Origin of the sequence: Alteromonas sp. PRIM-21 (genome assembly GCF_027563165.1) — a bacterium.
GTDB classification, from domain to species: domain Bacteria; phylum Pseudomonadota; class Gammaproteobacteria; order Enterobacterales; family Alteromonadaceae; genus Alteromonas; species Alteromonas macleodii_A.
This window is the reverse complement of the sequence record NZ_JADOEK010000002.1, coordinates 390,320-411,374: the sequence shown is the minus strand read 5'-3', so window position 1 is coordinate 411,374 and position 21,055 is coordinate 390,320. Positions and strand designations below refer to the sequence as shown.

The 21,055-nt window shown below is 44.6% G+C and carries 17 protein-coding genes and 1 other RNA gene; 8 read left to right on the top strand and 10 right to left on the bottom strand.

Going from position 1 to position 21,055, the window contains the following annotated elements; translation table 11 throughout:
• The first annotated feature begins 214 nt into the window (after window positions 1–214).
• The 7 genes from ssrS (at window position 215) to serA (ending at window position 6,954) form a co-directional block, all read left to right on the top strand.
• Window positions 215–397, top strand: a non-coding RNA gene (gene ssrS, locus IW644_RS06160) — 6S RNA.
• Between the two features lie 21 nt (window positions 398–418).
• Entirely contained in the window at window positions 419–1,315 is an 897-nt protein-coding gene (locus IW644_RS06155) for a ribokinase (RefSeq protein ID WP_269916862.1), read from the top strand.
• Between the two features lie 22 nt (window positions 1,316–1,337).
• A complete protein-coding gene (locus tag IW644_RS06150; RefSeq protein WP_179984227.1) occupies window positions 1,338–2,279 on the top strand; it encodes a nucleoside hydrolase in 942 nt (313 codons plus the stop codon).
• Window positions 2,280–2,339: 60 nt separating this feature from the next.
• On the top strand, window positions 2,340–3,968 hold the full coding sequence (locus tag IW644_RS06145; RefSeq protein WP_269916861.1) for an ATP-binding protein: 1,629 nt from the start codon (window positions 2,340–2,342) through the stop codon (window positions 3,966–3,968).
• 31 nt (window positions 3,969–3,999) lie between these two features.
• Entirely contained in the window at window positions 4,000–4,644 is a 645-nt protein-coding gene (locus IW644_RS06140; protein WP_269916860.1) for a 5-formyltetrahydrofolate cyclo-ligase, read from the top strand.
• An 89-nt stretch (window positions 4,645–4,733) separates the two neighbouring features.
• Window positions 4,734–5,390, top strand: a complete 657-nt coding sequence (gene rpiA / locus IW644_RS06135) for a ribose-5-phosphate isomerase RpiA (RefSeq protein ID WP_269916859.1) — start codon at window positions 4,734–4,736, stop codon at window positions 5,388–5,390.
• 334 nt (window positions 5,391–5,724) lie between these two features.
• The gene (serA, locus tag IW644_RS06130; RefSeq protein ID WP_269916858.1) at window positions 5,725–6,954 is read left to right on the top strand and encodes a phosphoglycerate dehydrogenase; all 1,230 of its coding nucleotides are present in this window, start codon (window positions 5,725–5,727) and stop codon (window positions 6,952–6,954) included.
• Between the two features lie 217 nt (window positions 6,955–7,171).
• On the opposite strand, the gene IW644_RS06125 is transcribed toward serA, so the two are convergent.
• The 7 genes from IW644_RS06125 to IW644_RS06095 form a co-directional block, all read right to left on the bottom strand.
• Window positions 7,172–7,918, bottom strand: a complete 747-nt coding sequence (locus IW644_RS06125; RefSeq protein ID WP_269916857.1) for a DUF481 domain-containing protein — start codon at window positions 7,916–7,918, stop codon at window positions 7,172–7,174.
• A 213-nt stretch (window positions 7,919–8,131) separates the two neighbouring features.
• Entirely contained in the window at window positions 8,132–8,935 is an 804-nt protein-coding gene (locus IW644_RS06120; RefSeq protein ID WP_269916856.1) for a DUF481 domain-containing protein, read from the bottom strand.
• 134 nt (window positions 8,936–9,069) lie between these two features.
• Window positions 9,070–9,894: an HDOD domain-containing protein gene (locus IW644_RS06115; RefSeq protein ID WP_179984234.1), complete on the bottom strand. Its 825-nt coding sequence runs from the start codon at window positions 9,892–9,894 to the stop codon at window positions 9,070–9,072.
• A gap of 19 nt (window positions 9,895–9,913) precedes the next feature.
• Window positions 9,914–10,204 carry a DUF1289 domain-containing protein gene (locus tag IW644_RS06110; RefSeq protein WP_269916855.1) on the bottom strand — a complete coding sequence of 97 codons (291 nt, stop codon included), beginning with the start codon at window positions 10,202–10,204 and terminating at the stop codon, window positions 9,914–9,916.
• Window positions 10,205–10,380: 176 nt separating this feature from the next.
• Entirely contained in the window at window positions 10,381–11,091 is a 711-nt protein-coding gene (locus IW644_RS06105) for an SIMPL domain-containing protein (protein WP_269916854.1), read from the bottom strand.
• A gap of 177 nt (window positions 11,092–11,268) precedes the next feature.
• The gene (locus IW644_RS06100; RefSeq protein ID WP_269916853.1) at window positions 11,269–14,391 is read right to left on the bottom strand and encodes an efflux RND transporter permease subunit; all 3,123 of its coding nucleotides are present in this window, start codon (window positions 14,389–14,391) and stop codon (window positions 11,269–11,271) included.
• Window positions 14,391–15,668 (bottom strand): efflux RND transporter periplasmic adaptor subunit, encoded by a 1,278-nt coding sequence (locus IW644_RS06095; protein WP_269916852.1) that lies wholly within the window; start codon window positions 15,666–15,668, stop codon window positions 14,391–14,393. The genes IW644_RS06100 and IW644_RS06095 overlap by 1 nt, the downstream gene beginning before the upstream one ends.
• A gap of 151 nt (window positions 15,669–15,819) precedes the next feature.
• Here IW644_RS06095 and IW644_RS06090 point away from each other — a divergent pair, with 151 nt between their 5' ends.
• Window positions 15,820–16,890, top strand: a complete 1,071-nt coding sequence (locus IW644_RS06090; protein WP_269916851.1) for a LysR family transcriptional regulator — start codon at window positions 15,820–15,822, stop codon at window positions 16,888–16,890.
• 5 nt (window positions 16,891–16,895) lie between these two features.
• On the opposite strand, the gene IW644_RS06085 is transcribed toward IW644_RS06090, so the two are convergent.
• From IW644_RS06085 to aceF, 3 genes are all read right to left on the bottom strand, one after another.
• Entirely contained in the window at window positions 16,896–17,333 is a 438-nt protein-coding gene (locus IW644_RS06085; RefSeq protein ID WP_269916850.1) for a hypothetical protein, read from the bottom strand.
• A 123-nt stretch (window positions 17,334–17,456) separates the two neighbouring features.
• On the bottom strand, window positions 17,457–18,878 hold the full coding sequence (gene lpdA, locus IW644_RS06080) for a dihydrolipoyl dehydrogenase (protein ID WP_118492851.1): 1,422 nt from the start codon (window positions 18,876–18,878) through the stop codon (window positions 17,457–17,459).
• Between the two features lie 132 nt (window positions 18,879–19,010).
• Window positions 19,011–21,047 (bottom strand): pyruvate dehydrogenase complex dihydrolipoyllysine-residue acetyltransferase, encoded by a 2,037-nt coding sequence (gene aceF / locus IW644_RS06075; RefSeq protein WP_269916849.1) that lies wholly within the window; start codon window positions 21,045–21,047, stop codon window positions 19,011–19,013.
• Window positions 21,048–21,055 lie beyond the last annotated feature (8 nt).

Below are 21,055 nucleotides of genomic sequence, written 5' to 3'. Positions count from 1 at the left end.
AAAAGTCTTGTAAGTTTGTAACTAAATTAGCTGCTTGGTTATTATTGAGCTTATCTTATATGCGTGTATAATTGCTGACCAATTGGTCAAGAAAATAGTATTTTTTTTTACCGCTTTTATATTCACCACGCAAAAATAGTTATAAAGCGCGTTAGGTGATCCTCTTCACTGGATCTCGCGTTTGTTATACCCTGTTGCGTTAATACAACAACAATGTTTCCTGGGATGTTTGCTAGTTCATTCATGTCCCTGGCCGATGCTTTAAACCTAGGAAGTTGAAACAGCTGCTATTGTGCAAGCTCGACGCGTATCGAGAAGCCTACGGCAATTGTGATTCTTCCGCCCTGAACTTTTCGGTTCACGGGCGAAACATGGACAGCGGCATTCTGGGAAGCGCCCTCTTTCGACGGAAGAAGAAATGGCAATAATAAATTTTGGCTCTATAAATATTGACCACGTTTATCAGGTAGATCACTTTGTGCAACCTGGAGAAACGTTGGCCTCAACCCATTACCAAACTTTACTAGGTGGTAAGGGTGCAAACCAGTCGATTGCTTTAGCGCAAGCAGGTGCAGACGTACGTCACGTCGGCAGCATTCACGAAAACGACGCCTCTTTCAAGCAAGCCCTTATCAAAAAAGGGGTAGATTGCCGTGGTGTTAAGTGTTCAGAAGTTCCTTCTGGTCACGCTATCATTCAAGTTACGCCTAGCGGCGAAAATGCCATAGTGCTCTTTGGTGGTGCTAACCAAACCATTACAGCAAAAACGGTAATGCAAGCGCTAGACGATACACGCCCTTCAGATTGGGTACTAACCCAAAACGAAACTAGCAGCATCGAAGAAGTACTTCGCCAAGCGAAAGAAAAACAGTTAAAGGTTGCCTTTAACCCTGCACCTATGAGCGAGTCGGTTAAACAGCTACCACTGGAATGCGTCGATTTGCTTATTGTTAATGAAACAGAAGCGGCAGCTATAACTGGCAAAGATGAATTTGAAGATATTGTGACAGTGTTCAAAGAACAATGGTCACACTGCGAAGTTATCATTACACTGGGTAAAGCAGGCGTAATGATGCTGCGTAAAGACGACGTCATAGAAGTAAACGCTTTTTCTGTAGATGCAGTTGATACAACTGCGGCAGGCGATACCTTTATCGGTTATTTCTTATCTGCCTACAGTAACCACACCGATGCTAAACAGGCGTTGCGTCGTGGCTGTGCCGCCTCAGCGATTGCAGTAACTCGTGAAGGCGCAGCACAGAGTATTCCAACACAAAAAGAAGTGGATCGTTTCTTAGCGAAACACGCCAACTAGCAAGACGCACTGAGAAAATTTGATGGCACATAAGATCATATTAGATACGGATCCGGGGATTGATGATGCAATGGCGATTTTTTTCGCTTTCCAATCTCCAGACATTGAAGTACTTGGTTTAACCACAGTTTACGGGAACGTTCCGGTAACAATGGCTGCGCAAAATGCGCTTACCCTTTGTGAAATTGCCGGTAAAGACATTCCTGTAACCAAAGGCGTAGGCATGCCGTGGGTAGGCCCTGAGTCTACCTATGCACACTTTGTGCACGGCGAACACGGTTTTGGTCATATAAAACCTGAAGCGCCTAAGACGGAACTAGACCCTCGCAGCTCTGCGCAGTTTATCGTAGACATGGCGCGTAAGTACCCAGGCGAAATTACATTAGTGGCAATTGGCCCATTGGGCAATTTAGCCCTAGCCCTTCGTCTTGAGCCTGAGCTACCTAAGCTGGTTAAAGGCGTTAGCATCATGGGTGGCGCTGCGTTTGTTCCTGGCAACGTTACGCCTGTAGCAGAAGCAAACATTTGGAATGACGCCCACGCGGCAGAAATCGTATTTGCGGCAGATTGGGAATTGACTATGTTTGGTTTGGACGTGACGAACTTCACGCCATTCTCGCCAGCTTTTGTTGAAAAACTTGAAGAGAAAAACAATACCCTTGGTGGCTTTGTAAAAGAAAGTGCCCAGTTCTACATGGACTTTTACTCACAAAACCGTGAAGACCGCGTATGTTTCTTCCACGATGCGTTCCCAATTGCTCACCTTCGTCACCCAGAGCTATTTGAACTGACTGAAGGTCACGTTCGCGTTGGTACTGGCACGCTGGACAGAGGCCAAACGGTGGTTGCACCAACTGGTACAACACCTAGCCCACTTTGGAACGAAGCTAATACCATTAAAGTTGCAACTAAAGTTGACCATCAAAAACTGGAACAACTATTCGTAGACACCTACGCACTGTGATATGTTTAAGGGATTGTGAATATACAGTCCCTTTTTTATTTCTGCGTTAGGTTAATATAGATGGAAGCAGCTGCACTCCCTGAAAATGAAGATGAACGTCTTGCCGAACTACTCAGCTACGATGTTCTTGATACTGAAGCGGAGCAGCTTTTCGACGACCTTACCACGTTAGCTTCTCAAATATGCGAAACCCCCATTGCACTTATTAGTCTTATTGACCCTGACAGGCAGTGGTTCAAGTCTCGCGTTGGTCTAGATGCTGAAGAAACATCTCGCGAAATAGCCTTTTGCTCCCACGCTATTTTGCAAGAAGAAGTGTTTGAAATCCCTAACGCCACGTTAGACCCGCGATTCCATGACAACCCTTTAGTAACTGGTTCGCCAGATATACGCTTTTATGCAGGTGCGCCACTCATTACTCCCTCAGGCCACGCTATTGGTACGCTTTGTGCCATCGACCGCAAGCCTAGAACACTAACTGAAGCGCAAAAGACGTCGTTGCAGACATTAAGTAAATCAGTGGTAGCACATTTAGAGCTAAAGCGGAAAAACCGAGAACTTGAACGGACTAGCCAATTCAAGTCTGATTTCCTGTCCTACGTTAGCCACGAAATTAGAACACCACTTAACGCTATAAACACGTTCAGCCGTCTTCTTGAAGGCGAAGCTAAAAAGTTAGATTTACCCCCGTCTTTTACCACTCCGCTTTCACATGTAAGCCAAAGCGGTGAACGGTTACTAGAAATTGTAAATTCGGTATTAGATATTAAGCAAATAGAAGCCGGCAAAATGCGTGTAATGGCACGAGCGGTGAATACAAGCGACTTCTTTACACATCTTTTTTCGTTAACTAAGATTCGCGCCGAAGACAGCGGTATTACCTTTTCCACCAGCATTGATAAATCAGTACCTGACTCGCTATTTTTTGATGACACCAAGTTTGGACAGGTTGCACTGAACTTGCTGTCTAACGCCATTAAATTTACCAATAAAGATAAGTCTGTAAGAGCGCAAGTAAAATACAAGGGTGGAAAAGTGATATTCAATGTCATAGATGAAGGCATTGGTATTAGCGAAGATGATCAAAAGCGACTCTTTGAGCCTTTCGAACGGATGGGTAACGCTCAAGAGATTAGTGGAACTGGCTTAGGCTTAAATATATCTAGGCGTCTTATCGAGCTTATGGATGGGACGATTAAAGTTAGCAGTAAATTAAATCACGGTACCCGCATAAGCGTAACCCTGCCCGCCGATGCGCTAAGTGCGAATCAGTTCGTTGAGGCACAACCGCAGAGCTTTGTAGCACAAGTTAACATTGATAAATCTGCAAATGTATTAGTGGTTGAAGACCACTATATAAACCAGGTGGTTATTCAAACCTTGTTTGAAAAATTAGGTGTGGCGCTTTCTGTGGTAAGCACAGGTGAGGAAGGGGTTGAATACGCTAGAGCTAACCCTGTCGACTTAGTGCTAATGGACCTAAACTTACCCGGCATTCAAGGCGATGAAGCGACAGCACAGATAAAAGCTTATAAGCCAAGCCTACCTGTTGTAGCATTAACCGCTGACGTGATCACTGAGTCAGAGTATTTGCGAGAGCGAGGTCTTGATGACGTGCTAACCAAACCCATAGACAATATTGAGCTGGTTCGTGTACTGAATCACTATTTAGGGCAGAAGAGCCACTAACGGCCCTTAACGCCATGTAAGGTTGCCCAATATGCAAGTAAGCGTTTCACCAGAAAAACAGAAAGCTAGAGCCCAACTTCGCAAAAAGCTTCGCGAAGCGCGCCGTAGTTTACCTGACGAACAGCATGAAAACGCTGCACAGTGCATCGCGACTCAGCTAAACACCCTTCCCTTTGTTAAGACCGCAACTACTGTAGCCGGGTACTTGGTTAACGATGGCGAAGTAAACTTAAAATACTACATCGAATCAACCTGGCAGCTCTCGCACAAAAAGTTCGCATTGCCTGTGCTACACCCTGTATGCAAAGGGCACTTGCTTTTTTTATCTTATACCCCCGATTCTTTGTTAATTAATAACAAATACAATATTGAAGAGCCTGTATTGTCCTGTGAAGCCGTCATACCTGTTACACAATGCGATGTTATTCTTATGCCGCTAGTGGGGTTTGATGCAAGCGGAAATCGCTTGGGTATGGGTGGGGGCTATTACGACCGCACTTTAAGCTTTACACAACGCAAGTTAAATACTCAATCAGCCTTGAATCAGCATACTCCAAAATTGGTAGGTATCGCTCACGATGTGCAAGAAGTTGATGCCCTGCCCACTGCGCCGTGGGATGTACCGCTCAATGCTATAGTGACCCCTTCTCGCACACTTATATTCACTAAACCGTAATTTCACTATATCAAATTGAACCTATGAACTTATGGGTTCATGTTCACTTATAAGTTACACTTGCAAGCATAATAAGTTGGAGAGTAACCATGGATCAGAACGAAAAAAAGCAAGCCGTAGCCAAAGCAGCCATCGACTATGTTGAAGCAGACAGTATTGTCGGTGTGGGTACGGGCTCTACTGTCAATTTTTTCATAGAAGAACTGGGCAAAATTAAGCACAAAATTGAAGGCGCGGTTTCAAGTTCAGAGGCATCTACCGAGCGTTTGAAAGCCTTGGGCATCGAAGTCTTCGAGTTAAATGAAGTTAGCAACCTTTCAGTTTACATTGACGGTGCCGACGAAGTCACTGAACACAAACATATGATTAAAGGCGGCGGCGCAGCTCTGACACGCGAGAAGATTGTCGCGGGTGCTGCTACCACGTTCGTTTGTATTGTAGATGAAAGTAAGCGCGTGCCTGTTTTAGGTGACTTCCCACTTCCTGTAGAAGTTATTCCTATGGCTCGCTCTTTTGTCGCTCGCGAACTGGTAAAACTAGGTGGCGACCCCGAGTACAGACAAGGCGTTATAACAGATAACGGTAACGTTATTTTAGATGTTCACAATCTTGAAATACTAAACCCACGTGAGTTAGAGCAAAAGATAAATAATATTCCGGGCGTAGTAACTAACGGTATTTTTGCGCTACGTGGCGCAGATATAGTGTTAAGTGCAACCGACAATGGTGTTGAAACCTTCAAGTGATACGGGCGGCTTAACCGCCCCTAATCTAGCGTTTTGTTGAAAAGCTAAGCGAAATACTGCTTTTAACTTAGCGTGTTTTCTGTTAATTTCCGTTTAGACGTCTAGATGTCTTAATTAATACTATTTTACAGCTAGATGTTTATGTTGCTTAAGGTTATGAACCTTTATTATTAAAGCAATTAGCGTAACTAAAACGCTAGATAGCAGGCGCTAAACTAAGGCTTTGTTGCAAATAAGGTAGTGCATCTTTAGATGTTAGCTACTTAAAATTTATGAGAGCCTATGGTTGGCACTGCCAGCAACCCCAATTAAATCAGCGAGAGATAGCGAGTTCATGAGCAAAGTTTCATTAGAGAAGGATAAAATCCGAATTTTGTTGTTAGAAGGTGTACACCAAAGTGCTTTGGAAACACTACAAAGCAATGGGTATAGCAACATTGAATTTCTCAAAACCTCTCTTCCTGAAGATGAGTTAATTGAGAAGATTAAAGACGCCCACTTTGTTGGTATTCGTTCACGTACACAGATTACCGAGAAAGTAGTTGATGCGGCACAAAAGCTTGTTGCTATTGGTTGTTTCTGCATTGGTACTAACCAGGTTAACCTTGAAGCTACGCAGCGCCGTGGTATTCCCGTTTTTAACGCGCCTTTTTCTAATACTCGCTCGGTTGCAGAACTTGTTCTTGGGCAAATTATTCTTTTGCTTCGCCAAGTGCCTAGCAAAAACGCCAAAGCTCACCGCGGTGAATGGGAAAAAACCGCAGTAGGTTCGTACGAAGCTCGCGGAAAAACTTTAGGTATTATCGGCTATGGCCACATAGGTACACAGCTTAGTATTCTAGCTGAGCACCTTGGTATGCGTGTTCAATTTTTCGATATCGAAGACAAACTAGTGCTGGGTAACTCAGCTCAGGTGAAGTCACTTGAAAAGCTGCTTAATACCTCTGATGTGGTATCGCTACACGTTCCTGAAACGCCGCAGACCCAAGATATGATTGGCGAAAAAGAACTGTCTCAAATGAAAAAAGGCAGCATTCTTATCAATGCCTCTCGCGGAACAGTAGTTGATATTGACGCACTGGCTAAGGCGCTGGAAAGTGGCCATCTTAACGGCGCTGCCATCGATGTTTTCCCTGTAGAGCCTAAGTCTAACACTGAAGAGTTTGAATCGCCGCTTCGCGCGTTCGACAACGTTATTCTTACTCCTCACGTAGGCGGAAGCACCCAGGAAGCGCAGGAAAACATTGGTATTGAAGTAGCGGGTAAGTTGGCAAAATACAGCGATAATGGCTCTACGTTGTCGGCGGTTAACTTCCCTGAAGTATCACTGCCTGAGCACACTGGTCGTTCGCGTTTGCTTCACGTACACAAAAACCAGCCAGGTATTCTTACGCAAATCAACAAAGCTTTTGCGGAAAAAGACATCAATATTGAAGCTCAGTATCTACAAACTAACTCTGAAATTGGTTATGTGGTAGTGGATGTTAAAGAAGATCGCGGCTATGAAGCACTAGCGGAACTTCAGCAAATTGACGGCACTATTAAGACCAGAATCCTTCATTAAACAAAACGTTTAATCAAAAACTTGCTTAATATTTAGTTAAAAAAACGCTGCAACAATGCAGCGTTTTTTGTATCTGTACTTTTGTTTCACTCAGTAACCCTTTTATGCAAGAGCCTGCTCAAACAACACTATGGCATCAGTGCAGAAAAGAATTACCTAAGCAAAACATTTAAACGCCTCAACGCACAACTGAGCAGTCAAGGCGCTTCAGTTGAGTTTAGAAGAAGTTGTAAACTAGGCTTACAGCTGTTTCTGTATCAAGTTTTTCTACGTCTTCATCAACGTTTGTGTTGTGATCCAATTTGAACGAAAGACGCATAGAAAGGTTTCCGCTGATCGTAGCAGTAAGAGCAGATTCAGCACGTGACTTCGTGTTGTCAGAACCCACTTCTGTACTCACGGTTTGCGTGAATTTAGCAGTGTCAGAAATTTTCCAAGAATACGCTGTTGACGCACGAACAATCATGCTATCAAGATTTTCATCTTCTTGTGTTTCAATGAACGAGTAACCAGGACCAATTGAATATTCTAGAGTGTGGCGATCATTCTCTAGCACTTTTTGGTTCCAACCCGCTGCTACCGTTGCTTGATAGTTAAAGTTACTAAAGCGGTCGTCTTCATATGACGCGAAGGCAAATAGACGGTTGTCTGGGTTTTCTAGCTTGTAGTTACCCTGCGCCGAGCCGAAGAACTTTTGCGCAGATGTGTACTCAACGTCTTCGCCATCGTCATCTTCTGTGGTTTCTTTTTTATAAAGACCTTCAATAGCGTAGTCATTACTCCAATTCTCTAACTCTTGGTGTGCAGTAATACCCGCGCTGATTGAAGTCGTCTCAGTGTTACCTGATGTAGATATGAAGCCAAGCTCACCTTCCATTGTGAAAGGTTTTACGTCTTTATCTTGAGCGAATACGGCAGGAGTAAGAGAAATTGCAATTAAAGATGCAAGCACTTGCTTTTTCATTGAACAATCCTATTGATTATCGGTCCATTCGTTGTACACGATACCTTAAGTACTGCAAGGCGGTACAACACGAGTTTTGAAAGAGGTTTGCTTAATAACGGCGCCAAATAGCCAACGCTACAAACAATGGTGCGCAGTGTACATTCTCAACACTCTCAGTCAATCCACCCGCGGTAAAAAGCCGGTTTTAAGCCCTAAATTTACACTAATTGACTAAAAAAACTGATAGACCAATGCTACAGATGTCTCTGTGCTTAACGCCGCGACATCTTCAGGGGTGTCGGTTTCATGATTTAGTATAAATGACAGCTTCATCGCTAATGAACCGAATACATTTGCTGAAAGCGAGGTTTCAGAGCGGGACTTGGTATTTTCTTCACCGGCCTCAGTGCTCACAAATTGACGCAGTTTGGCACCTGAACTCCAGTGATATTTGTACTCAGCTGAAGCGCGTACTATTACCCCGTCATTAACAAGAGTATCGCTGTCTTCCTCTGCTTCGATAAAGGTGTATCCAGGCCCTACGCTGTAACGAAACTCACTATCTTCGTTTCGCCAAACCCGCTGAGACCAACCCGCCGCTAGTGAAGCTCGATGCTCATACCCTGTAAATTTATCATCTTCGTAATCGCCATACATAAAAAGACGGCGTCCAGGGGTAAGTAATTTATAGTCGAATTGCGCGCTGGTAAAAAAGCGCTGTGCGCTTATGTCGCGCTCTGTGGTAGGCGTACCGCTTTCTTTGTAGAGCAGCTCAGCAAAATAGACACTGCTCCAATTTTCGGTTTCATGGTCGGCATTCACTGCCGCTTTCACACTTGCAGCAGACGTATTACCTGTATTGACAAGAACACCTAGTTCTCCATCTAATGTAAAACGGGGAATTTCGTCATCAGCATCGGGAGTAAAATCGGCGTGATAAAGGGTCTCGATAAGATCTCTTGCATGCGCTGAGAAACACATACCAATGCAAATAGCACCTACAACAACATGTGGCCGGAAGATTTTTGTGAACATAATCTGATTTTACGTTGAGCTTTTTAGTTATTAGATTACGTCTAAATGAGACGCTTATAATACCAATCCTCTGGGAAAGCTTTACTGCGTTTTACAGTATATCAGCGCTGTAACAGAATAGAGGCACTGAAAGCTTAGTGAATAAGCGAGACAATTTTTGCTGTTTCTTGTTCAGCATATTCAATTGAATTACTTATCACTTCCATATCGAGACTTACTGTATTGGCTATCTCTGGCGTAAAAAGTTCAATGTCAGCATAACTTTCTTTATCAAGTTGACTAAGCGTTATACGACTAGCAAGAGCAAGGACACAAATATCAACATCAGAAGCGTACTTAGCTTCTTCGTTCATAAATGATATCGGATAGTACAAACCAATAGGCAAGTGCCACTTTTCCAATATGATACCGCTACAATGTGCAAACGTAAAACCGAAGTGGGCTAACTGTTCGATATGTGGCAACTCGCTTTTTTGAGCCTGACGGTAATCGTCATAACGCTTAGGTTCTTTCTTAGCGATAATGAGCTCACTTAGATTCTGAAGGATTCCCATTACAAAAAACCGTTCAGCGCCACGAATATTAAGTCGCATTGCTAAGCTCTTCGCCACCATGCCGCAATAAACAGAAGCATGCCAGTGCTTGTCTAAATCAATTAATAATGTATCGAAGTGCTTAAAAGCAGTGGTTGCCGTTTCAGCAATGACTAAATTATAAAGCGCTTCGCCACCTATTACGTTAATCGCTTTTGTCAAAGACGCGATTTGGGAGGGAAAACGAAAAAGTGAACTGTTGGCTAGCCGTAAAACTTTTGCAGTCAGAGAAGGATCCGCACTAACTAATACAGCAATATCTTCGATACTAGAACGAGGATCATCTAGGGTTGAACGCAAGCGAACACATATATCGGGTAACGTAAACGATTTCGCGGCATACGAAACATACTTATCTAACGGCATCAAAAATTCTCTAACTTTTTTAACTTTTTTCAGGCGGCTCATTGAAAAGAGGAAACTGTTCGGTTGACTCTTCACTTTTAAGCTCTTGCGCTTTGCGTAACTTCGCCATTACTGCTTTTTTACGTCTTACACACGCACTGATTATTTTTCGTTTTGTCGCATCATCAACTTGAAGCCAATAGAGGCGTTCATCTCGACTTCTGTAACAGCCTTTACAAAACCCTCTTGGACCAGACTCGCAGACACCAATACATGGGCTTGGAATTTCGAAGAATTCAAGCTGTTGGGACTGCGCTTTAGGGTCCTTCATTTCAGGCGTGCCACCTTAATTAATAAGCGTTAAGCGCTGAAGTAGTCAGCGCTTCTTTAAATTAAAACGTATACCCGCAAATCTAGCCACTAGACATTAGCAGTAATATAATACATAAAGTGCACAAATGCGTGAACTCGCCGTGGCTATATGGCAGTCTTAGCATAGCATGAATATCAATCTACAAGCGTATATTCAATGGTCGACACCACTCTCACTTTCTTTATGTGTGGATGGTGACTGTCGCGACTAGAAATACTGAATTGCCCTTGGTTGGCGCGTTTAATTTTACCCAATGTACTTTTTGAATCTTTGGCAAACTTTTCCGCCACTTCTCGTGCATTAAGCGTAGCCTCTTCTATCATTCCAGGCTTAACTTCATTTAAACGAGTAAACACATAATCGGGTTGAGCGCGATAGCTTTGTTCAGATAGGACAATTCCAGTTTTAATAAGCTCTCCAATCTGCTGCATAAGCTCCCGCACCTTTTCAACCTCATTGGAAAAGACAGTTACAGTTTGAATGGCGCTATAGCGAAATGGCGCTTTTTCACCACTTCCATACTGCTGTGCTAGCTTGTCATTTATTTCGGGCTTTCCAATAGTAATGCTATCAGCTGGAATACCTTTCTCTTCTAAAAAGCTAGCCACTTGAAGGCTGTTTTTCTCGATATGGTCATATAGTTGAGGTAGGTCGTTGCCCGCATCGACAAACTGGATAGGCCAAATGACTTGATCTGCGATGTATTCTCGCTCTGATAGGCCTTTCACCGTGACCACCCTATCCCACGTTTGCATATTGCTCATGGCTGAAGACACCTGAATACCGAGCAAAGACACTGCTACCACCATACCCAACGCCATTACTAACGCCGCACCTATTTTCATTTAACGCTCCGTTCTGTCTACTGTGCTTTTCACCTAACCCTTATGTTATAAGCGAATATAAGCTTTTCAGTTTTACAAAACGAGATAAATGCTGACCAAAAGTGGCAAAAAAAAGGCCACTCAAATGAGTGGCCTAAATAGCCCCTTAAGAGGGCAACGCTTGGGTAGACGGGAGAGTTAACCTTTACGTTTTAGCAAATAGTAAAATACGGGAGTTAGAATTAAGCCGAAGAAAGTGACGCCTATCATTCCAGAGAATACTGCCACGCCCATGGCTTGTCGCATTTCTGCACCCGCTCCGGTAGAGATAACCATAGGTAATACCCCCATGATAAAGGCAATTGATGTCATCAAAATTGGACGTAAACGTAAGCGGCTTGCTTCTTTAATTGCCGAAAGCGCATCCATCCCGCTGTCCTGCAGCTCTTTAGCAAACTCGACAATAAGAATGGCGTTCTTTGTAGCAAGACCGACCAATACAATAAGACCAATTTGGGTAAAGATATTGTTGTCTCCACCGTAAATCTGAACACCAATAAGGGCGCTCAATAAGGTCATAGGAACAATCAATATAATTGCCAGTGGTAAACGAAGGCTTTCATACTGTGCAGCTAGTACTAAGAACACGAGAAGCACAACCAGTGGGAAAACGAAAGCTGATGCATTACCGGCTAATATTTGCTGATAGGTCAACTCTGTCCACTCGTAGGTCATTCCTAGCGGCAAGGTTTCAGCCAAAATCTCTTCGATGGCCGCTTTCGCTTGGTCTGACGAATAGCCAGGCGCTGGAGCACCATTAATTTCGGCGGTAACGTAGCCATTGTAGTGCATCACTCGGTCTGGACCGGCGCTATGTTGAACGTCTAGGAATGAACCTAGTGGAATCATTTCACCTTGGCTATTTCTGATTTTAAACTGGGTTATGTCCCCTATCTCTTGACGATATTGAGCATCAGCCTGCACGTTCACTTGGTATGTACGACCAAACAAGTTGAAGTCATTTACATAAAGCGAACCTAAGTAAGCTTGCATCGTGGTAAATAACGTATCGATGTTTACCCCTTGGCTCACAGCTTTTTCACGATCTACGTCTACATCAAGCTGCGGCACGGCTACGGTGAAGCTTGTGAACGAACCTGTTAGCGCTGGGTGGGCCCACGCTTTACCAATCACTTCTTGGGTTACACGCTCTAGCTCTTCAAAGCCTAAATTCCCTCTATCTTCCACTTGCAAGCGGAAGCCACCTATAGTGCCTAGCCCCATCACCGGAGGCGGCGGGAAAATAGCGACATAGGCCCCTTTAATCGAGCCAAACTGCTGATTAAGTTTTGCAGCAATGGCGCCTGCAGATAACTCGGGTGACTGTCTTTCACTAAAAGGCTTAAGCGGCGTAAATAAAATTCCAGAACTTGGACTATTAGTAAACCCGTTAATATTTAAGCCAGGAAACGCTACGGCATCTGACACGCCTGGATGTTCCATCGCAATGCGAGACATTTCACGAACCACTTCTTCCGTTCTGTCTAAACTCGCTGCATTTGGAAGCTGCGCGAAAGCCACCAAATATTGCTTATCTTGACCTGGAACATAACCCGTAGGCGTAGTCGCAAATTGGTTATAAGTAAGCGCAATAAGGCCTGCATATAACACAAGTACAATGCCGCTTTTACGGATTAATCCGCCAACTGCGCCTGTGTACTGCTTTGACCCGCGTTCAAAAACACGGTTGAAAGGCGCAAAAACTAAGCGACCGAATACTTTATCCATACAGCGTGTAAGCCAATCGTTTGCTTTACCGTGAGGCTTCAATAGTAGAGCAGATAAAGCAGGGCTCAGTGTTAACGAGTTAATTGCAGATATTACTGTTGAAATAGTGATAGTAAGTGCAAACTGTTTATAGAATTGCCCCGTTAAGCCGCTCATGAAAGCCGTTGGTACAAATACGGCAGCCAAAACCAGCGTGGTAGCAATAATCGGCCCAGTCACTTCTTTCATTGCCTGAACAGTAGCGTCAAAAGGCGATTTACCTTCGGCAATATTCCGCTCTACGTTTTCCACTACAACGATGGCATCGTCTACAACAATACCAATAGCTAACACTAAGCCAAATAAAGACAGCGCATTAAGCGAAAAGCCCATTAACTGCATAAAGGCGAATGTTCCTACCAGTGAAATAGGTACTGCCACTAACGGAATAATGGAGGCACGCCAAGTTTGAAGAAACAGTACAACCACAAGAACAACAAGTAATACCGCTTCTAAAAGCGTGTTTACCACGGCCTCAATCGAGCCTCTTACAAACACAGTAGGGTCGTAAACAATGTCATACTCTAAGCCATCGGGAAACACCTTCGAAAGCTCTGCCATGCGCGAACGCACGTCGTCTGATATTTGTATGGCGTTTGAGCCTGGCGCTTGGAATATTGGAATTGCCGCTGCTGGGTTGTTATTTAACAGCGATCTTAAGGCATAATTATTTGCCCCAAGCTCAACGCGAGCCACGTCTTTTAGTCGGGTAATCTCGCCATTTTCGCCTGACTTAACGATGATATTTTCAAATTCTGCTTCGTCTTTTAAACGACCACGTACATTAATAAGTAGCTGAAATTCACTGGTGCCTGTTGGCTGCGCACCAAGACTACCTGCCGCAGCCTGCTGGTTCTGATCGGCAATAGCCGCTGCTACATCACCAGGGTTTAATTGAAGCGCTGCAAGCTTGTTAGGGTCTAGCCATACTCGCATGCTGAACTCGCCTGCACCGAACAGACGTACTTGCCCTACTCCATTTATTCGAGCTAGTTCGTCTTTAACAAACTGGTCGGCATAGTTTGAAAGATACAGCATGTCATAACGATTATCGGGCGACGTTAAATGCACCACCATGGTTAAATCTGGTGATGATTTTTCGGTAACCACGCCTAAACGCTGCACTTCTTGAGGTAAACGTGGCGTAGCGCGATTCACACGATTTTGTACCAGCGTTGTTGCTTCATCTGGGTCAGTGCCAATCGCGAATGTAACCGTTAAGGTCATGCGGCCGTCGCTGGTAGCTTGAGAAGACATATACAGCATATCTTCAACACCGTTAATTTCTTGTTCTAACGGCGTAGCGACTGTTTCAGCAATAACTTCAGGGTTAGCGCCAGGGTAATTCGCGGTTACCACAACAGTAGGCGGCACTACTTCTGGGTATTCAGTGATGGGCAGTTGCCAAACAGCGATGGCACCGCCGATAAAAATAAGTAAGGAAAGCACGCCCGCAAAAATCGGGCGGCTAATGAAAAACTGCGAGATATTCATTACTTAAGACCTGCCGTTGCTGTACCTGAGGTAAATGAACCACCAGATAAAACATCTTCATACTGCGCCATGTTTTGGGTTACTTGGGTAGCGTTATCAACACGTGACTGCCAGTTGGATAAGTTTGCAAGGGCATCTTCATCACCCATGGGAACTTTATTTGCGGCAACTTGTGCACCAGGGCGCACTCGCTGTAGGCCATCCACTACAATAGTATCGTTAGCATTTAGGCCGCTAGTGATAATACGCATGCTGCCAACTTTGTCACCCAGCTTCACTGCACGGTATTCCACTTTATTTTCGTCGTTGACCACTAACACAAATTTATTATTAAGGTCTGTGCCAATGGCTTTTTCTTTAATTAGAATGCCTTGTTCTTCGGTATCACCTGCCAATTTTAGATGTGCAAACAAACCAGGGATTAAGCGCCCCTCTTCATTATTAAATACCGCGCGAACTCGCAATGTCCCTGTATTACCGTTAACTTGATTGTCGATAAAATCGATTTGACCCCAATGGTTGTACTCAGACTCATTAGCAAGGCGCATCGCTACTGGCTGGTCGCTTACCGCCGTTGACACAGTTTTATCGCTGTTGACGTAATTAAGATAGGTCTGCTCATCTATATCGAAATACGCATACAAACGGTCAGTGGATACAATACGGGTTAGCTCTGTTTGCCCTGCAGTAACAAAGTTACCCTCTGTAATATTGGCACGGGATACACGCCCAGAGATTGGCGCTTCAACTCGGGCAAAACCACGATTTAAGCGCGCGACTTCAAGCGCAGCTTGGGTTTGGTTTAAGCTTGCTAGCGCTTGATTTTTTTCGGCCAATCGGGCGTCTAGCACTTCTTCAGATACCGCTTGAGTTTCGCGCAACTTAAATGCGCGGTTAAAGTTTTGTTCGGCCAGTTTCACGCGGCTCTTCGCTTCTTCAAGCTGAGCGGTTAGGCGCTTCACTTCAGCTTTAAATGAACGGTTATCGATTAAAAATAAGGTTTGCCCTTGCTCAACATATTCACCTTCATCAAACGCGACAAAATCGATATAGCCCGATACGCGAGGTCGAAGTGCAACAATGTGCGGCGATTCTAAACGGCCTGTGAAGTTATCCCACTCGGTTAAACGTTGTGTCACCACAGTAGCCACATCAACAGGAACGCCTGCATTTGCGTTAGCGCTCATTGATTGACTTGGATCCTGCTCGTCACCACCGCATGCAGCGACTAACGCAGTTAGGCTGACTATTGCCAATAAACGGATAAAAGTATTCATTGCAAGATTCTCTAAAAAATTAAACTAAAGTTTGATGCCGCGCATTATGCATATGCGAAAAGAATAAAAATAATTATATTTTTATATGCAACACATCACATGATGTTATATATTTAAATTCGAGCTTAGAGAGAAGACAGCGGAGAGAACGATGCGTCCACATGATTTAAATTTATTGATGATTTTTGATGCCATCATGACTGAGGGTGCGATTACCCGAGCGGCTGACAGGTTATCAATGACGCAGCCGGCGGTCTCTAATGCGCTATCTCGTATGCGCACCGCTTGGAACGATGAATTGTTTGTTAAAGATGGGCGTGGTATTCAGCCTACATCTTTCGCTAAAAACTTGTGGAGTCAAATACAAGGTCCTTTAGGCGAGCTTGAAGTGGCCGTGAACCCGACTGACTTCGACCCTGCAACAGCTAAACGTACTTTTCGTATTGCAGCCACTGACAGCATTGTGTCTATGGTGTGGGGCCCGCTGCGCAAAGTTATTGAGAACGAGGCGCCTGGTATTAATATCCATGCCATTCCTAATTACGATATGGAAACGGACAAAATACTTAAAGATGCCGAAGCCGAACTGACTTTCTCTAAATACCAAGAGCCTGGCTCAGTTATTCGTGCTGAACATGTCCTAGACCCAAGCTGGGTGGTGGTAATGCGTCCCGACCACCCTTTAGCCAAATCCCAACTAACGTTAGAAGACTTTGTCGCGGCCGATCACCTTCTGGTTTCTGTTACAGGCGATGTGACGGGTCCCACAGATCAAGTGCTGGCAAATTTAGGCCTTAAGCGCCGTGTAGCCATGTCCGTAAACCAATTTTATAACGCCACACCGCTATTAAAAGAAAGCAACCTTATTTGTGTTGCGCCTTCATTGGTCATGGAAAAGGAAATCTTCTCTGGAGAGTTAGCGGTATTTGAAACACCTGTAGAAATTATTAGCTCTCCTCTATCTATCATGTGGCATAAACGCCAAGACCAAGATGCAGGCCTACAGTGGCTTAGAGGCTTAGTGGTTAAATTTATACGTGAGCGTGTTCAGCGCCACGAAATGCTGCTTTCTCAGTGCTGCCGGAAAGCCTATTGTGCGGACACTGTGAAGCGATTCATGGAAGAGCGCGATATGAACTGTGATGAGTTTACGCCCGCCCATTTACAAACCCCAAGTAACGATGAAGAAGCAGAAGTCATAGCGGGAAAAGAAACGGCCTAAGTCTTTTAGTCGGTCTCAAAAAAACAGCCTAGAGTGGCTAACCATGCAAGCGCTTCACTTTCAGAATCACTGAAATAGCATGCTAAGTTGGCCGCTGCATATACGCGTTCAAACTGACTTTTAACCAAAGCGGGTATGTCAGCATCGCTAGTAACAAAAGCACAAGCTTGCATACCGTATTGCTTTCTAAGACGCACAGATTCAATTAAAGCTTGTTCGGCATCGGGCGTTAAAATACCCACACCTTGTACGAAAATCAAAAATCCCCAAGGCTGTCCACCTAAAGGTAAGGCGAGTTTTTTGACATCTTCATGATAGTGTTGAAAAAGCGCTTTTGTTACTACTCCCTTTCCATCGAGGCGAATAATGTTGCCTTTAAGTTCAACGCTGTATTCCCCAAACTTCGATTGTACCTTAATTGGGTCTTTAATCTTTGCTGACATCTACCACCACTTCTTGTTTCCTGCGCCTAACTTATATTTTCGGATTGGGCATTGAAATAAAAGTGTAGTACAAAAAAACCCGCTTAAAAGCGGGTTTTTAAAGTATTTTGAAAAGAAGCTAATTTACTTCTTTTTCTTCGCTTTAGGGTTTGGCAGGTCAGTAATGCTTCCTTCGAAGATTTCAGACGCAAGACCGATAGACTCATTAAGCGTTGGGTGAGCGTGGATAGTCAATGCTACATCTTCAGCATCAGCACCCATTTCAATAGCTAGGCCAATTTCACCAAGCATTTCGCCCGCGTTTGTACCAACCATTGCGCCACCGATAACACGGCCCGTTTCTTTTTCGAAAATCATCTTGGTCATACCGTTAGTTGCATCAGATGCAATTGCACGGCCTGAAGCAGCCCATGGGAATGTTGCTGTTTCGTAGCTAACTCCCTGCTCTTTCGCTTCTTTCTCAGTTAGACCAACCCAAGCAACTTCTGGCTCAGTGTACGCTACTGAAGGAATAGCACGTGGGTCGAAGTAGTGCTTCTGCCCAGCAATAACTTCTGCAGCAACGTGACCTTCGTGAACCGCTTTGTGCGCAAGCATAGGCTGACCTACAAGGTCACCAATTGCGAAGATATGGTCAACGTTAGTACGCATTTGCTTATCAACATTGATAAAGCCACGGTCGTCTACGTTTACACCAGCTGCATCTGCGCCAACTAGCTTGCCGTTTGGCTTACGACCTACAGCAACAAGTACTTTGTCGTAGCGTACTGGCTCTGCAGGCGCTTTCTTGCCTTCAAACGTCACATATAGACCATCATCTTTAGCTTCAACCGCAGTTACTTTGGTCTCAAGCATGATGTTAAACTTGTCTTTGTAGTCTTTCATGAATACTTTCATGATGTCTTTGTCAGCTGCTGGAATAAGCTGATCTAAGAATTCAACTACATCGATTTTTGAGCCAAGTGCTTCATATACTGTACCCATTTCTAGACCGATGATACCACCGCCTAGTACTAGCATTTTCTCTGGAATGTCTTTCATTTCCAGCGCGCCAGTTGAGTCGATTACGCGGTCATCTTCTGGGATGAACGGTAGGCTTACAGGCTCAGAACCCGCAGCGATAATCGCTTTCTCGAAAGTAATAGTAGTAACGTCGTCACCATTTTTTACTTCTAGGGTATTTGCGCCAGTAAACTTGCCGTAGCCTTGTACATGCTTGGTTTTACGCATTTTAGACATACCGCCAAGACCGTTTGTTAGTTGGCTAACAACACTGTCTTTATATTCGCGGATTTTATCTAAATCGATGGTAGGCTCGCCAAACGTAACACCGTGGCTTGCAAGGTGCTTCGCTTCTTTCATCACTTTTGCAACGTGAAGAAGGGCTTTTGAAGGGATACAGCCAACGTTAAGACAAACACCACCAAGCGTGTCGCGTGAGTCTACGATAACTGTTTCAATACCTAAGTCAGCCGCACGGAATGCTGCTGAATAACCGCCAGGGCCGCCGCCCAGTACCACCAATTGCGTTTTAATTTCGCTCATTGTGAACCTCAATCCTGTTCTTGTAGGGTCATGCTATTACTTTTACGTAATAGCATAACCTAAATGCCACCAAATGGGCTTATAAAATCGTCGAAAATGTTACTGATATTGTAAACTTTTGCGACCTTTTACTTAAAGTATGATTCTGCGTAAGTCAGTTAGGTTTGCAGCAACCTCAGTAGAGAATCTTGCACCTACCGCACCATCGATTACTCGGTGGTCGTAAGACAAGCTTAGCGGCACCATTAAGCGCGGCTCGAACTCTTTACCATTCCACTTAGGCTTCATCTCAGACTTAGATACACCTAATATGGCGACTTCTGGTGCATTTACAATAGGCGTAAACGCCGTACCGCCAATACCACCTAGGCTAGAGATTGTAAACGTACCGCCCTGCATGTCAGCCGCTTTAAGCTTGCCTTCACGGGCTTTCTTAGATGTTTCGATAAGCTCGCGAGACAGCTGCTCAATACCTTTCTTATTCACATCGCGAATAACAGGTACAACAAGGCCTCCCGGTGTTTCAACCGCAATACCAATGTTGATGAACTTCTTGATGATCAAGCTTTCGCCGTCGTCAGACAGTGATGAGTTAAATACTTCGTATTTCTCAAGGGCTTTCGCTACCGCTTTCATTACGAATACAAGTGGCGTGATCTTAAGACCAGACTTAATCTTCGCGTGGTAAGCGTTTTGCTCTTTACGGAAGTCTTCCACTTCAGTGATATCGGCTTCGTCGAACTGTGTAACGTGCGGGATAGTCGCCCAGTTACGGTGTAGAAACGGACCAGAAATCTTTTGTATACGAGAAAGTTTTTGTTCTTCAATCTCGCCAAATTTGCTGTGGTCAACAGGTTTAACTGGCACGATTTGAAGTACGTTGTCGCCTACTGGCGCGCTGCCTGAAGCTGCTGCTGTGCGAGGCTTAGCAAGCTCAGCTTTCACATAGGCTTGAACGTCTTCTTTCAAGATACGGTTTTTAGGGCCAGAGCCGTTAACTTGAGTCAGGTCTACACCAAACTCACGAGCAATACGGCGAACCGAAGGTGAAGCATGTGCTTTACCTGTATTCTTAGCTTCTGGCGCTGGCGGCACAGGAGAACGCCCTTGCGAGGCTTCTTGCTGTGACGCTTGTTTAGGTGCTTCTTGCTTAGGCGCTTCAGCAGGCTTTTCTGCTTTAGGTGCAGATGGTGCCTGTTCAGATGAGCCACCGCTAGTTTCTAGCTTAACAACTAATGTGCCTTGCTTAACTTTATCGCCTGTTTTGATAAAGACTTCTTTAATGGTACCTGCATGCGTTGAAGGTACATCCATGGTGGCTTTATCAGTTTCTAGCGTGATAAGACCGTCTTCTTTTTCAACGGTATCGCCAGCTGATACAAGCACATCGATAACGTCAACTTCACCGTCTTCACCAATGTCAGGCACGGCTACTTCAATGGTTTCGCTACTTGCAGACGCCGCAGGAGCTGACTCTTGCTTTTCGCTTTCCTGCGCAGCCGGTGCAGATGCTTCCGAAGGAGCATCGCTAGAAGACGACTCACCTGAAGACGAGCCTGAGCCCGCTACTTCAAGCTTAATAACAACTGTACCTTCTTTCACTTTATCGCCAGTGCTGATAAATACTTCTTTCACCGTACCAGCGTGTGTTGAAGGAACGTCCATCGTTGCTTTATCGGTTTCAAGGGTAATAAGACCATCTTCTTTTTCGATGGTGTCGCCCGCTGAAACCAATACATCGATAACGTCAACTTCGTCGTCAGAGCCAATATCGGGCACTGCGACTTCAATCACTTCACTGCCGCCAGACGCAGCTGGTGCTGCCTCTGACTTGCTTTCTTCTTTCGGTGCTTCATCTTGCTTAGGCTCTTCTTGTGAAGCTCTGTCTGAAGATGATTCTTCAGCAGTGCTTTCACTAGAACTTTCGCCACCTGCAGCCTTCATTTCACCAATCACATCGCCTTCTTTGATTTTATCGCCTACTGATACAGACAGGCTTACAATCTCACCTTCAAACGGTGCTGGGATGTCCATTGACGCCTTGTCACTTTCAACAGTAACAACGCCTTCATCGGCTTCGATGTTGTCGCCTACGGCAACACATAGCTCGATAACTTCAACTTCGTCACCGCCTACATCGGGTACGATAATCTTTTGAATATCTGACATATGTAAAA

Excerpts from the sequence above, each read along its gene's own strand:
- IW644_RS06155 (WP_269916862.1), top strand. The coding sequence starts at position 419 with ATGGCAATAATAAATTTTGGCTCTATAAATATTGACCACGTTTATCAG.
- IW644_RS06150 (WP_179984227.1), top strand. The coding sequence starts at position 1,338 with ATGGCACATAAGATCATATTAGATACGGATCCGGGGATTGATGATGCA.
- IW644_RS06145 (WP_269916861.1), top strand. The coding sequence starts at position 2,340 with ATGGAAGCAGCTGCACTCCCTGAAAATGAAGATGAACGTCTTGCCGAA.
- IW644_RS06140 (WP_269916860.1), top strand. The coding sequence starts at position 4,000 with ATGCAAGTAAGCGTTTCACCAGAAAAACAGAAAGCTAGAGCCCAACTT.
- rpiA (WP_269916859.1), top strand. The coding sequence starts at position 4,734 with ATGGATCAGAACGAAAAAAAGCAAGCCGTAGCCAAAGCAGCCATCGAC.
- serA (WP_269916858.1), top strand. The coding sequence starts at position 5,725 with ATGAGCAAAGTTTCATTAGAGAAGGATAAAATCCGAATTTTGTTGTTA.
- IW644_RS06125 (WP_269916857.1), bottom strand. The coding sequence starts at position 7,918 with ATGAAAAAGCAAGTGCTTGCATCTTTAATTGCAATTTCTCTTACTCCT.
- IW644_RS06120 (WP_269916856.1), bottom strand. The coding sequence starts at position 8,935 with ATGTTCACAAAAATCTTCCGGCCACATGTTGTTGTAGGTGCTATTTGC.
- IW644_RS06115 (WP_179984234.1), bottom strand. The coding sequence starts at position 9,894 with ATGCCGTTAGATAAGTATGTTTCGTATGCCGCGAAATCGTTTACGTTA.
- IW644_RS06110 (WP_269916855.1), bottom strand. The coding sequence starts at position 10,204 with ATGAAGGACCCTAAAGCGCAGTCCCAACAGCTTGAATTCTTCGAAATT.
- IW644_RS06105 (WP_269916854.1), bottom strand. The coding sequence starts at position 11,091 with ATGAAAATAGGTGCGGCGTTAGTAATGGCGTTGGGTATGGTGGTAGCA.
- IW644_RS06100 (WP_269916853.1), bottom strand. The coding sequence starts at position 14,391 with ATGAATATCTCGCAGTTTTTCATTAGCCGCCCGATTTTTGCGGGCGTG.
- IW644_RS06095 (WP_269916852.1), bottom strand. The coding sequence starts at position 15,668 with ATGAATACTTTTATCCGTTTATTGGCAATAGTCAGCCTAACTGCGTTA.
- IW644_RS06090 (WP_269916851.1), top strand. The coding sequence starts at position 15,820 with ATGCGTCCACATGATTTAAATTTATTGATGATTTTTGATGCCATCATG.
- IW644_RS06085 (WP_269916850.1), bottom strand. The coding sequence starts at position 17,333 with ATGTCAGCAAAGATTAAAGACCCAATTAAGGTACAATCGAAGTTTGGG.
- lpdA (WP_118492851.1), bottom strand. The coding sequence starts at position 18,878 with ATGAGCGAAATTAAAACGCAATTGGTGGTACTGGGCGGCGGCCCTGGC.
- aceF (WP_269916849.1), bottom strand. The coding sequence starts at position 21,047 with ATGTCAGATATTCAAAAGATTATCGTACCCGATGTAGGCGGTGACGAA.